At 59.4% G+C, this 12,342-nt stretch carries 11 protein-coding genes; 2 read left to right on the top strand and 9 right to left on the bottom strand.

All coding sequences use genetic code 11. The features are described from left to right. Positions 1 to 7 precede the first annotated feature (7 nt). The 7 genes from DESLA_RS20010 to DESLA_RS19995 form a co-directional block, all read right to left on the bottom strand. Positions 8 to 1,876, bottom strand: a complete 1,869-nt coding sequence (locus tag DESLA_RS20010) for a PAS domain-containing sensor histidine kinase (protein WP_051434594.1) — start codon at positions 1,874 to 1,876, stop codon at positions 8 to 10. Continuing rightward, positions 1,857 to 3,851 (bottom strand): hybrid sensor histidine kinase/response regulator, encoded by a 1,995-nt coding sequence (locus DESLA_RS20005; protein WP_051434593.1) that lies wholly within the window; start codon positions 3,849 to 3,851, stop codon positions 1,857 to 1,859. The genes DESLA_RS20010 and DESLA_RS20005 overlap by 20 nt, the downstream gene beginning before the upstream one ends. A 69-nt stretch (positions 3,852 to 3,920) precedes the next feature. Beyond that, positions 3,921 to 4,274 carry a response regulator gene (locus DESLA_RS0110610; protein WP_028572426.1) on the bottom strand — a complete coding sequence of 118 codons (354 nt, stop codon included), beginning with the start codon at positions 4,272 to 4,274 and terminating at the stop codon, positions 3,921 to 3,923. 78 nt (positions 4,275 to 4,352) lie between these two features. Beyond that, complete coding sequence (locus DESLA_RS0110605) at positions 4,353 to 5,000, bottom strand: DUF1641 domain-containing protein (RefSeq protein ID WP_028572425.1); 648 nt, start codon at positions 4,998 to 5,000, stop codon at positions 4,353 to 4,355. A gap of 18 nt (positions 5,001 to 5,018) precedes the next feature. Further along, the gene (sqr, locus tag DESLA_RS0110600; RefSeq protein ID WP_028572424.1) at positions 5,019 to 6,257 is read right to left on the bottom strand and encodes a type III sulfide quinone reductase, selenoprotein subtype; all 1,239 of its coding nucleotides are present in this window, start codon (positions 6,255 to 6,257) and stop codon (positions 5,019 to 5,021) included. Positions 6,258 to 6,388: 131 nt separating this feature from the next. Beyond that, positions 6,389 to 6,865, bottom strand: a complete 477-nt coding sequence (locus DESLA_RS20000) for an RrF2 family transcriptional regulator (protein WP_084032018.1) — start codon at positions 6,863 to 6,865, stop codon at positions 6,389 to 6,391. Positions 6,866 to 7,374: 509 nt separating this feature from the next. Then, positions 7,375 to 7,851, bottom strand: a complete 477-nt coding sequence (locus DESLA_RS19995) for an RrF2 family transcriptional regulator (protein ID WP_051434591.1) — start codon at positions 7,849 to 7,851, stop codon at positions 7,375 to 7,377. A 303-nt stretch (positions 7,852 to 8,154) separates the two neighbouring features. Here DESLA_RS19995 and DESLA_RS0110585 point away from each other — a divergent pair, with 303 nt between their 5' ends. After that, positions 8,155 to 8,811, top strand: coding sequence for a hypothetical protein (locus tag DESLA_RS0110585; RefSeq protein WP_028572423.1), 657 nt, complete (start codon positions 8,155 to 8,157; stop codon positions 8,809 to 8,811). Between the two features lie 25 nt (positions 8,812 to 8,836). Next, positions 8,837 to 10,081: a (Fe-S)-binding protein gene (locus DESLA_RS23590; protein ID WP_337833220.1), complete on the top strand. Its 1,245-nt coding sequence runs from the start codon at positions 8,837 to 8,839 to the stop codon at positions 10,079 to 10,081. A 262-nt stretch (positions 10,082 to 10,343) separates the two neighbouring features. Here the strand turns inward: DESLA_RS23590 and tmcB are convergent, their stop codons facing one another. Further along, positions 10,344 to 11,663, bottom strand: coding sequence for an electron transfer complex ferredoxin TmcB (tmcB, locus tag DESLA_RS0110570; protein WP_028572420.1), 1,320 nt, complete (start codon positions 11,661 to 11,663; stop codon positions 10,344 to 10,346). 18 nt (positions 11,664 to 11,681) lie between these two features. Next, positions 11,682 to 12,341: a TmcC family electron transfer complex membrane anchor subunit gene (gene tmcC / locus DESLA_RS0110565; protein ID WP_028572419.1), complete on the bottom strand. Its 660-nt coding sequence runs from the start codon at positions 12,339 to 12,341 to the stop codon at positions 11,682 to 11,684. Between the last annotated feature and the right edge of the window lies 1 nt (position 12,342).

Genomic DNA, 12,342 nt, shown 5'->3' with positions numbered 1-12,342 from the left:
CACCCAGTTATGCGGATGTCTTGGAGCCATTGCGCGTGGTTCCGGCGATGGGCAGGGTGACGACGAAGCGGGCGCCGTGGCCTGGTTTGGAGAAGACATGGATGGTGCCGTCATAGTCCGTGATGATGTCGTAGCAGATGGATAGGCCGAGGCCGGTTCCGCGACCGACTTCCTTGGTGGAGAAGAACGGTTCGAAGATCCGTCCAATGACGTTTTTGGGTACGCCCGGTCCGGTGTCCAAGACCTCAGCGACCACGTGTCGGGCGTTGGATCTTGTCCGCAGGGTGATCATCCGGTCGGATTCAGCGCAGTCCTTGCCGGAGCATTTGTCCTCAATGGCGTCCCGGGCGTTGACCAGCAGGTTGATGAACACCTGTTCCAGCCTGTTCGGGTCGGCCAGTACAGGCGGCTGGTCCGCGTCCAGTTCCCATATGACGGTGATGTCCCGGATTTTGAGCTGCTCGCTGAAAAAGTCGCAGGCTCGGCGCAGGACGTCGTTGACCTGAACGTCGGTGCTTTCCAGGTTGGGCTTGTGGCCGAACTCGCGCATGTGCTCGATGATCTTGGTGGCTCGGTCCACGTTGTTGATGATCTTGGCGGTCATCTGGCGCAGTTGGTCTTGATTCGGAGTCAGGCCTTTGTTCGTCTGGCGGGTAAAAAAGTTGGCGACCATCTTCAGGACGGCCAGGGGTTGATTCAGTTCATGGGCCACCCCGGCGGCCATCTCGCCCAAGGTGGCCATCTTGCTGGACTGGATGACCTGCTGTTCGGCCCTGATGCGGTCCGTGACGTCGGAAACCACGGCGAGAAGGAGTTCCTTGCCCTCCAGGGCGGTCCGTGAAGTGTCGATGGAGACGAAAAACTCCTGGCCGTCCTTGTCCATGTGCTTGGCCTGGGGGATGTGCCCGGAGTTGCGCAGGGCCGTGAGGTGGGCGTCCGTGGAGTTCAGCGCGAAGAGCATGGAGAAGGATTTGCCGATCACTTCTCCCTTGCAGTAGCCGTAGAGCTGGGACATGCCGCGGTTGCAGTTGCGCACGTCCAGGGTTTCGGCGTTGAGTTCAAAGACGGCCACGGGGATATTGTCAAAAATGGTGGAGTACTTTTTCTCCGATTTTCTGAGTTTTTGCTCCAAGAGCTTCCGGTCGGTAATGTCCAGGCACATCTCCATCACGGCGGTGATTTCGCCGTCGGCATCCCGGATGGGAGCGGTGCGGACGATCCAGTGCGCCGGAGTGCCGTCCTTGTAAAATCCTTTTTCCTCCGTGGTATGTGACTTTCCGTCGTTGAAGGTCCGCTCAACCGGGCAGTTCTCGCATTGCGTGATCCGGCTTTTATAGACCTTGTAGCAATGCTCCATGGGTTTGGCGTCGAACAATTCCCTGAACATTTTGTTGTATCGAAGCAGCCTGTATTCACGGTCGTGAACCGTAATCAGACAAGGGACGTTGTGAAACAGGCTTTGATACATGTTCAGTTGTTCGTCCAAAGCCAAGCGACGTTGGCGGACCGAAGCGGCGATGAGGTTGACCGTCTTCGTCATGTCACGCAGTTCCCCCGCCTTGGCTTCGTCCAGCTCCGCCCACGCGGAACCGAGGGCTTTGGCCTCCAGCGCCTCTTGCAACGCGGCCAAAGGTCGAGTCAGGCGATGGGCGACCAGAAATCCGAATCCGGTCAGAATAAGGAGGAATATGGGCAGGACTTTGAGCAGGTCCCGGCCGGCCGAGACCCAAGGCTCCGTCGGCTCGGCTTGGCCGAGCGCGATAAGGAAAAAGGCACCCATGAGCGCCGCCATCCCAAGCCCCATGGCCAGGCAGAGTTTGAACGTCAGGGAGCGAAAAAAAGGCGGGAGGGGGCGGTCAGGAGAGGGGTGAGGCATGGTCGCTGGTCGGCTCGTCCTCGGAAACCGAAGGTTGAGCCAGGGGAAGCGTGATTCGGAACGTGGTTCCTTTTCCCGGGGCGGAGTCCACGGTGATGGTTCCGCCGTGCCCGGTGATGATCTCATGGGAGACGAACATGCCGATGCCCGTGCCCAGAGCGCCCTTGGAGGAGAAGAACAGGGTGAACATGTTGTCCATGGTCTCCCGGTCCATGCCGATGCCGTTGTCCCGGATGGTGAAGACGGCGTGGCCGTCGGCTCGAGCGACGTGAAAACCGATTCGGTGTTCCGCCGCGTCACGGTTGAACAGGCAGGCGTCCACGGCGTTTTCCAGAATATTGGCCATGGCCGAGTAAAACGCGACGTCGTCGATCAGGATTTGGCCGTCCGCTTGGGAAAAGTCCGTTAGAAAGATGATCTCCGACTTGCTCGCCTTGGCGGAAACGGTTTCGGCCAAATGTTCGGCCACGCCGTGCAGAGGGTGCGGGGCGAGGTTTGGTTCGCGGGACTTGGAGTAATACAAAATGTCCATCACGGTCCGGCGCATGTGGTCCAGTCTGTGGCGAACGGTTTTCCAACCCGCGGCGACACGTGGCAAGTCACCCTTTTCCAGACCCTTGTCCACCCGATAGGCCCCGCCGTCGATGGCCATGAGCAGGCCTTTGACGCCGTGGGACATGGAGCCGAGCATGATGCCCAGGGAAGCGAGATGGTCCTGCAATTGGCGAATCTGGGTGATGTCCGTGGAAACTTCCAGGACGTGGTTCACCGTGCCGTCACTATCGGCCAGGGGCGCGGTCCAGACCAGAATGTTGCGCTGCTCGCCGCCGCGGGTGGCGACCACGGTTTCGTACTGGTGCGGGGCGTTGTCGGCGAAACTGGCCAGGACCGGACAGTCGTCGCAGGGAGCGTCGCGGTGCTTGTACAGTTCGTGGCAGGCCCGGCCCGCGGGGTCGCCGAAGTCCCGGCGAAAGGTGGCGTTGGCCTCCACGACGCGCAGTTCGCGGTCCTGGACGCTGATGGCGCAGGGCACCATGTTGAAGAAATATTCGAATTTGCGCTGGGTGCGGGACAGTTCTTTCTGGAGGCGGCGTATTTCCGAGACGTCCACGGCGATTTCCAGCAACAGTTCCAGTTCGCCCGCCGCGCCGATGACCGGAGAGACATGGGTCATCACCGGCACCACGGTTCCGTCCGTGGCAACCATGGTCTCGTGGCGATGGATGCTGGCCCGGGCCTCGGCGGCCTCGCGCACCGGACTTTTCCATCCCGACTCGCCGCAACGTTCGTACGCGCCGCAACTGGCCAGCCCGGAGCGGTCGCCGAAGCGGTCGCGATAGCCTTCGTTGGTGGTCACGACTTGGCAGTTGCCGTCATGAATGGCGACATGGAACGGCAATTCCGGAAAATAGTCTCCGGAAGCAGGGTCTCCGGCCAGGATGGTCAAGGCCCGGCCCATGCCTTCCATGATCTGCGTCGCGGCCAGCTTACGCTCCATTTCCACCAGGGCCGCGGATTTTTCGCGGACCAGGGCTTCCAGATTTTCCGTATGTTCGCGTACCTGACGCCGCAGGCCAATCCGTTCCGAAACCTTGCCCAGGGCGATTTCCAGCAGCTCTTCGTCGATGGGCTTGGTGATGAAGTCCGCGGCGTCGTGCTTGAGGCTTTGAATGGCCAGATGCATGTCGCCGTGGCCGGAAATCATGATTACCTCGGTTTCCGGGCGCGCGGCCTTGATCTCCCGGAGCACGCCGATGCCGTCCTTGCCGGGCATCTTGATGTCCGTGAGCACGATATGGGGCTGGTGGCGGTTAAACGCTTCCAAGGCCTTGACCCCGTCGGCGGCGAGATGGGTCGTGAATCCGAGTTCCTGGAGCAGGATCTCCAGCATTTCGCGGATATCCTGCTCGTCGTCCACGATCAGGACGGACAAGGTCTCGGATGACGGACCGGAAGGGAGAAGTGATTCACTCACGGGACTGAGGCGGCTGAAAGGCCGCGACCGATCCGACTGGACGTGGATCGGTCGCGGCGCAAAGCGAGATTACTGAACCATCTCGGCGACAAGCTGGAGCAGCTTGGCGTTGTCGATGGGCTTGGAGATGGTCGGGACGTCCTTGGTCAGCACCGGCGGGCGCGGACCCACGCCGCTGACCACGATCACCGGGATATCCCGGATTGCCTGGTCTTTGCGCAGTCCGGCATAGAAATTGGTTCCGCCCTTTTCGGGCATGTCCATGTCCAGGGTAATCAGGTCCGGCTGCTCGGCGCGGACTTTGTCCAACCCTTCGACGCCGTTGATGGCGGTTACGGTCTGGTAGCCGTTATCCTCGAAGAGTTCGCTCAGATAGTCCAGAATTTCCGGGTCGTCGTCGACAATCAGAATTTTCTTGGCCACGGGATACTCCTTTATGACGGGTGTCGTGAAGCAAGGAAGGCCACGGACCAAGCGTCCTGGTCCGTGGCCGCGAAACGTCTATTTCAGCTTGCCAAGGGTCTTGGTCATTTCGAGCATCACGCCCAGGCCTTGTTTGGCTTCCGGACTGGACATGGCCTTCATCATGCCGAACATGCCGCAAGGTTCGCAGTCTTTCAGGTCCATGGAGGTGAACGCGTCGGAAGCCTTTTCGATCATCTCCCGGACTTTGGGATCCTTGAACTTGTTCAACATGCCGATCAGGAACACGAAGGCGTCGCCCATTTCCTCGATCTGTTCGGGGCCGTATTCCTGGGCCACCTTGGCACGCAAGGAGAGCATGGCCTGGTAGGTGCGGAAGACGCCCTTTTGTTCCAAGTCGTCGAGATAGGCGATGGCCTTGGGTACCGTGTGCTTTAACAAGGGTTCGGAAGTGTGCCAGAGATCGATGATGTTTTCCATCTGCTTCATCATGTAGGTCAGGTTCTTGACGTTGCGCATGGTGGTTTTGACCATATCGAAGAGATCTTCCAGTTGGAAGCCGGTCTCGATATCGCCCAACTCGTGGAGCATGACCTTGAACGCGTCGTTCATGATGGGCTGCAGCTCATGCCTGAGGTTCTGGGCGGCCACGGCGCGATCATGCACCAAGGCCACCTTCGCCTCGATCTCGTCAAGGCGTTTGAGGATGAGGTCTTCTTTGGACATATGCATCAACCTCCCGCCTTAGGCTTTGGCCAAGTGGCGCATTTTTCCGGCCATGAACATCTGCGGCTCCAGGGGCAGTTCACTGCCCTTGAGCATCAGGTCGAAATAGACCCACTTGAACATCATCTTGCCCCAGTAGTTCATGTGCGATTCGCCGAGCAGGGAGAACGGGCCGACCCCGGGGAAGGGGTACTTGCCCGGAAGCGGCTGGACCTCGTAGTTGAAGTCGATCAGATAGGCCTGCTCGTACCCGGAGACGATGAAGCAGGTGGAGTGGCCGTCAAAGTCCGGACGCGGTTCCTCGCCTTCCATTTCCCGGATCAGGTTATCCACCACGATGTCGGACTGGTAGTGGGCCACGCTGCCGGCCTTGGAGGTGGGTACGTTGGTGGCGTCGCCGATGACGTACATGTTTTCGAAGTTCTTGGCCTTCAACGTGTGCTTGTCCGTATCCACGTAGCCCATGGCGTCGCCCATACCTGAATCAATGATCACCTGCTGGCCGAAGTTTGGGGGAATGGCCACCAGCAGGTCGTAGGGCACTTCTTCGCCGGAGACGGATTCAATGGCCTTCTTACCCACGTTGACGTTGTCCACCACGAAGTTCGGCGTGACCTTGATGTTCTTGTCCTCGCAGACCTTGCCCAGGATCTGTGCGGCCACGGGCTTGGTGAAGGCGCCGGTGAGGGGGGTGACCAGCTCGATTTCGATGTTCTCACGCACGCCGTTGATGGTGAAGAACCAGTCGGCGAGGTAGACGAACTCCAACGGGGCTACCGGACATTTGATGGGCATCTCGGAAATATGATGGACGATGCGCCCTTCCTTCATGTTCTTCCACTTCTTGAACAGAGCCACCGCGCCGTCCGGAGTGTAGAAGTTCTGGATGTTTCCGCCCCAGTCGTCCATCATGCCTTCAACTTCTTCCGGCGCGATGCGACACCCCGTGGCCACGACCACCCAGTCGTAGGTGTACTTGCCGTTCTTGCATGTGACGACCTTTTTCGCCGGGTCGATGGACTCGATGGAATCCATGACCAGCTTGACGCCCTTGGGAATGAAGTCGGCCTTGGGCTTCTTGCAATCGTCCAGGGTATAGACGCCGAAGGGGACGAAGAGCCATCCGGCCTGGTAGTGGTGTTCCCAATCGCGGTCGATGACCGTGATCTCCCACTCCTTTTCCGGAAGCTTTTCGCGCATCTTCGTGGCAACCATGGTTCCACCGGAGCCGGAACCAAGAATGAGCAATTTTTTCATGACGAGCATCTCCTGTTGAAAGGTTTATGATTTTTGATGGATCCCCGTGGAACGGTCCGTGTTCAAAAAGTCGAAAACGACTTGTGAATGCGTTATCGCCTCGGTGTGTCGGCAGTTGCTTTGGCGGTTGTTCAGGCCGCTTGGGCCGTGTCGCGTCGGTGCACGTCCGCCTTGGTTTTCCGTGCCGCCGGCGCGGATTTGAAAATGGAATCCTGGCGCATCATCCCGCTCAGGGTGATGGAGTTCAGCTTGCCTTGGAGCGTGCTGGTAAGGTCGGCCCAAAGGGCTGGGGAGCCGCAGAAATCCGATGGCAAGCAGGCGTCCGGGTCGGCGCAGCAGGACAAGTGCGGCCCGCCGTCTAAGGCCTGGACAATTTCACCGAGCGTAATGTCTTCGGGAGCCCGACCGAGAAAGTAACCGCCGCCCGGGCCGCGCAATCCCTTGATCAATCCGGCTTGGCGCAAGGGCTTGATGATTTTTTCCAGATATTTGACGGAGATTCCGATATTATTGGAGATGTGGCTCGCCCGGAGAGGGCCTTTTTGGGAAAAGTGGGCCAGATTCATCAGCAGGCGTGCGCCATGGCGTGTTCGCGAGGAGAGTTGCATGTCGTGTCTCTTCTGGTTGTTCGCCGGATTGAGAAAGCGGCGAATCCCGGTATAATCGATAGGTTTAATTTAGATTGATTGTGTCGTGTTTTTTCGCACGCTATTGGCGTGAAACCTTGTCCCATTTGATAAAGTCAGCAAGGGCCTAAGGAGATGAAAACACCACGTCCTGATGCCGTGAGCGATGGTGTTTGTCAGGAGAAAGGCAACCGATTTAATCTAGACTAAATTAATATGAAGTAAAAACGTCGACAAATGATGAGGGCTCATAGGCCGAATGCGAAAGCCTGTCAAGGTCTGGTTTGAACCTTCAAACGTTCAAAGTCGGCTGTTTTCGGTTGGACCGCTCTCGGCCGCAGCGCTCGGGCACAGATCGGCTCAACAGCGGAAGGCGTCGACAACGGAGGAAAGGCTGGCAGGCCAAGCCCGGGTGACTCACCGGGTCGGATATCCGGGGGGATGGTGACGTGGGGCGCGTCCATGCGCCAACAAGGAATCCTTTGCGGGGATCAGTTCGGTTGGGCGTCCTCAGGACAGTGAACTCGAGGTGGGGAAGACGTCCCGGACTTTACGGCGATCTGTTCCGGATTGAACATCAGGTCCGCCAAGGTAATGGCGTCCAGTTCACGCTCGATGGTCCGCGATATATGGCCCCAGGCAAACCGGGTGCGGCAATCGCCGCTGCGCTCGCAGGACTCCGGGGTCGAACAGCACTGGCTGATGTTGATTTCGCCTTCCATGGCGCGCACGATGTCGCCGAGGGTGATGCAGGAAGGTTCCTTGAGAAAGATATGCCCCCCGTAGGCCCCGCGAACGCTTTTGATATACCCGGCTTTTTTCAGGGGGCGGAGAATTTGCTCGATGAACGGCACTGAAATGTCCGTGCTTTCGGAGATCGCGGACGCACATAGCGGCCTGTCCTCGGTGTGCTCGGCCAAGTCGAGCAGGATGCGGGTGGCATAGCGTGAGCGGGCGGACAGTTTCATGATGCATCTCCCATTCGTCGCGACGTTTGTCGGGAACTGGATACGGAAGTCTCCATCTCGCAGGGACCTTCGTTCTTGACACTGGTTTCGGGTGTAGGTTCCGAATCCAGGCAAGTCAAGGAATTATTCCGCGTTCAGGAAACACCACTTGAAAGCTCACGCAGGCATACTGGACACCCCAATGGGTCTTCGATAACGTGCCACCGGCCAAACGGACGCCTTTCCCGATACGGATCGGATGCCCTGACGGCACCCGATGATGTGCGGAGCCTGTCACGTTCGCGACGGTGTTGGAGGAAAACCTTGATTTATGTCGTCTACAATTTTGCCGCGGGACCGATGGTCTGGCTGGCGTTTACGGTATGTATCGCGGGCCTGAGCTATCGTCTGATCCGCTATCGCCGCAAGGCCGTTGCCGCGAGCAAAGGCCTGCCTTCGGATTTTCAGACAGTCTGGGCCGTGGGCTCACTGGCGCATTATCTTCTGCCGCTGAACCGGACAGCTAAAAGCAGCCCCTGGTCCACGGCAGCCGGATTCGCGCTGCATATCCCCCTGCTCGTGGTGGCCTTTTTTCTCTCGGCCCACGTGATCATGCTGGAGCAAAGCTGGGGCGTGTCCTGGCCGACGATCCCCGATGTCTGGGCCGATGGATTGACCATCATCGCCCTGGCCGCCCTGGCGTTTTTGGCCGCGAAACGGTTATTCCATCCGGCGTTGCGCGGGCTGACGGAACCCAAGGATCTGCTGATCCTGTTGCTGGTCGCCCTGCCCCTGGCCACCGGGCTGGCCGCGCACCGGCAGTGGGGCGATTATCCGCTGATGCTGACTTTGCATGTGCTTAGCGCCAACACTCTCCTGATGCTCATTCCGTTCACCAAGCTTTCGCACATGGCGCTCTTTTTTGTCTCCCGCGCGGCCACGGGCAGCGATTTCGGAAAACGTCGGGTGGGGGCATGGTGACCTTCATCTACATGAGGAGCAATCCATGAGCATCGATTCTCGGGCCCTTTCCCGCGTCCTGGCCGACAAGGCCGGAGCACGGCTGGAAATGTGGCTGTCCATTTGTTCCCGGTGCGGGATGTGCGCGGAGGGGTGCCATTACTACGCATCCAATCCCAGGCCGGAGCATGTTCCGGCTTACCGCATCAAGCCGCTGCTGAACCTGTACAAGAGGCGCGGTCGAGTGGACGCCGCTGTGCTCGAAGCGTTGCGCGACGTCTGCTACGGCACCTGCACCATGTGCCAGCGCTGCACCATGTACTGCCCGCACGGCATCGGCATCGCCTCCCTGGTCCACGCGGCACGGGGCGTGGCCGTGGCCATGGGTCTGACTCCGCCCGGTCTGGCCAAGGGGCTGGAGAACGCCCTGGAATTCGGCAACAACCTCGGGGTGACCGAGGAAGATTTTCTGGAAACCGTGGAGTGGCAACTGGAGGAGCTTCAGGAGGAAATGCCCGGGGCTCGGGCGCCCATGGACAAAGAGGGCGCGGACTACCTGTTGACCTTTCATCCGCGGGACATCAAGTTCTATCCGCAAAATCTCTTCAACTATCTCAAGCTTTACAACGCCACTGGGATCGATTTCACCCTGTCCTCCAAGGCCTGGGACTCGACCAACCTCGGGCTTTTCGCCGGGGACGTGGCCAAGGCGTCCAGGCTGGCAGCCAACGTGGCGGACACGGCCGAAAAACTCAAGGCCAAGGCGGTGATCACCGCGGAGTGAGGGCACTCCATGAAGGCCCTCGGGTTCGAGGCGCCATACTGGTTGGGCAGAAAATTTTCCTTCGAGGCCATGCCGCCGATCAAGGTCTGGGCGGAGTGCCTGCATGCCGGAACGCTCAAGCTGAAATCCGGTTTTCATGAAGCTCCGGTCACGTTTCAGGATTCCTGCAATTTTATCCGCAACGCTGGCATGTTCCAGCAATCCAGGGATTTGATGTCCGTGGTGGCCGCGGACTTTCGGGAGATGCACCCCCACGGCAACGCGACGTACTGCTGCGGCAACGGCGGCGGTCAGGGGCTGATGCCGGAATACAAGCAGGCCAAGATCGCCGCGCTCAAGGCCAAGGCCGACTGCATCCGGGCCACGGGGGCTCAGGTGGTCGTGGTGGCCTGCCACAACTGCGAGGACGGAATTCACGAAACCTGCAAAAACTATGACCTGGACGCCAAGGTCGAGCTGTTCAGCGCCTATCTGGCGGAGGCGGTTGACGTGCCCGAGGCGGATTGATCGTTCGCGGAAAGGCTCGAGGATCGCTTACATAAGCGCACGGCCCGGCAAGCTGATAGCTTGCCGGGCCGTGCGCTTTTTGGTTGAAGGTTGACGTCCTGTTCGGTGTTTTGTCGACGCGATTTCATGGAATGTGAGGAAATTACTGCTACCCCCCGCATTGTCACGCCCATCCAGGGCGGCCGCAAGGGCCGCCCCTACGGAAGGTCAAACGCGTCACGGGAATAACTACCACACTCATCAGGATAATTTTGCTGCTTCCTTACGTCTCCGGGCGTTCCATGCATTGGTAGATGATGTCTCCCAGGAACTTGATCTCCATGCCCAGCTCGTACTTATGCACCGTGTCGTCCAGGCCGCCGTGGCAGTTGTGGCAGGGGGCGATGATGGTCTTGACGCCGGTGGCCCGGAGTTGGTCCGCCTTGGCCTTGCAGGCCGCGACCCGAGCGTTCTTGAAGGGCGGGCCGCAGTTGATCACCCCGCCGCCGGCGGAGCAGCACAGATTGTGCTCCCGGTTGGAGGCCGTCTCCACGATCTCGCCGTCCACCAGGATGCGGATCACTTCCCGCAGTTTGTCGCCCAGCCCCCGGCCGCGGACGATGTTGCAGGGGTCCTGGAGGGTGACCGGGCCGGGGTATTTGGAGACCAGCTTGATCTTGCCCTGAGTCAGCAGTTCCCAGAAAAACTCCACGGAGTGGACCACGGGCACGGGGTAGTGCTTCCATCCGGCCCAGCGGTTGCCCACGTCGTAAACCGAGCGGAAGGCATGGCCGCATTCGCCCATGACGATCCGCTTGACCTTCAGCTTCTGGGCGGACTCGAAGTGCTTGCGTTTCAGCCGACCCATCATCTCGAAGTCTCCGGTGAACATGCACATGTCCGAGTTGTCCCAGCCCGGCTCCGCGGGCATGGTCCAGTCGATTTTGGCCGTGTGCAGGATGGCCGCGGCCTGGTAGATGAGCTGGGTTCGGAATTTCGGCTCCGGAGCGATGACCGAGTAGTAGACGTCCGCGCCTTCCTTGTCCAAGGGAATGCGCAGATCCGGAAACTCGTCCCGGGCCTCGTCCTCCTGCCACTGCAAGGTGTCGGTCCATTCATCGTCCTTGACCCACATCTGGTTGAAGGTGGCGGAATGGCTGTGGGCCGTGTCCTGAATGTACTGCGGGGTGACCCCCAGCTTGTGACAGATCCGGCGCATGGTGATCATCATGTAGGCCGTGTCCACGCCCACGGGACAGAAATGAACGCAGCGCCGACAAAGGTTGCATTCCGAGTAGGCGATCTGAGCCATGTTGTAGATTTGATCCGGACTGACCCTCCCGCTGTTGGCCAGCAGCGTGCCGATGGTCTGTTTGACCTTGGCCGCCGGGGCGTAGGAGGGGTCCTGGTCGTGGGAAAGATAGAAGTGACAGGCCTCGGTGCACATCCCGCAACGCAGGCAGATCTCGGCGTAGGCCTTGAGTCGCGCCCCGGTCTCGCCCTGAATCACCGCGTTGACGGTCTTCTGGATCTTGTCTTCGGTCAGACGCGAAACCCCTTCGCGGAGCCCCACGTCCTCGATCAGTCTGTCTTGAATGCCCATATGTTTCTCCTTGTGGTCCTACCAGTCTTTGGCTTTGCGGATCCCGCCGAACTCGGAGCCCATGTAAGCGCGGGTGAACACCGAGAAGAACATGTGGCTGAGGCGGGTGAACGGAATCGCGGCGATCATGATGTTGCCGGCCAGCACGTGGGCGATGATCAGCACCTGGTAGTTGAAGAGCTGGTGATAGGCCAGAAAGCCGGTAATGAAGGGCAGGGCCGCGATGGTCAGAATAAGCCAGTCCTGGCCGGTGGTCAGAAAGCGGACGTCCTTCTGGTACAGGCGGCGTCCGGCGAAAAACGCGCAGGCAACGATGACCAGGATGGTCATGATGTCCGCGGTGGAATCGGAAAGAGTCCACCAGCTGACGCCCCAGGATTCCTCGATCAGGATGATGTGAGCCGAGAGCAGGATGGGCGTGGCCAGCAGGCAGATGTGGAACACGTACGTGACCACGGTCAGGACCGGGTTCTTTTTCCAGCCCAGGGCGTTGAAGGGAATCAACCAGTTGAAGATGGATCGGAAAGAGAATTTCCAGTCCATGTAGGCCAGGGAGACGGCGTCCTTCTTTTTGGCCAGGGCGTACATGGAAACCAGGCGATAGATGGACCCGAGAATGAAGATGGCGAAGGACGCCCAGACCAGGGGTCCGGTGACGAAGTTGTATAGGCCGTACATA

This window comes from Desulfonatronum lacustre DSM 10312 (assembly GCF_000519265.1).
Taxonomy (GTDB): Bacteria; Desulfobacterota; Desulfovibrionia; order Desulfovibrionales; family Desulfonatronaceae; genus Desulfonatronum; species Desulfonatronum lacustre.
Note: the sequence above shows the minus strand (reverse complement) of the source record. Positions and strands in the feature narration are given on the sequence as shown.

What these genes read in the sequence shown, in the direction of transcription:
- DESLA_RS19995 (WP_051434591.1), bottom strand. Translation starts at nt 7,851, where the DNA reads ATGAAACTGTCCGCCCGCTCACGCTATGCCACCCGCATCCTGCTCGAC.
- DESLA_RS0110605 (WP_028572425.1), bottom strand. Translation starts at nt 5,000, where the DNA reads ATGTCCAAAGAAGACCTCATCCTCAAACGCCTTGACGAGATCGAGGCG.
- DESLA_RS20010 (WP_051434594.1), bottom strand. Translation starts at nt 1,876, where the DNA reads ATGCCTCACCCCTCTCCTGACCGCCCCCTCCCGCCTTTTTTTCGCTCC.
- tmcB (WP_028572420.1), bottom strand. Translation starts at nt 11,663, where the DNA reads ATGGGCATTCAAGACAGACTGATCGAGGACGTGGGGCTCCGCGAAGGG.
- sqr (WP_028572424.1), bottom strand. Translation starts at nt 6,257, where the DNA reads ATGAAAAAATTGCTCATTCTTGGTTCCGGCTCCGGTGGAACCATGGTT.
- DESLA_RS20000 (WP_084032018.1), bottom strand. Translation starts at nt 6,865, where the DNA reads ATGCAACTCTCCTCGCGAACACGCCATGGCGCACGCCTGCTGATGAAT.
- tmcC (WP_028572419.1), bottom strand. Translation starts at nt 12,341, where the DNA reads ATGTACGGCCTATACAACTTCGTCACCGGACCCCTGGTCTGGGCGTCC.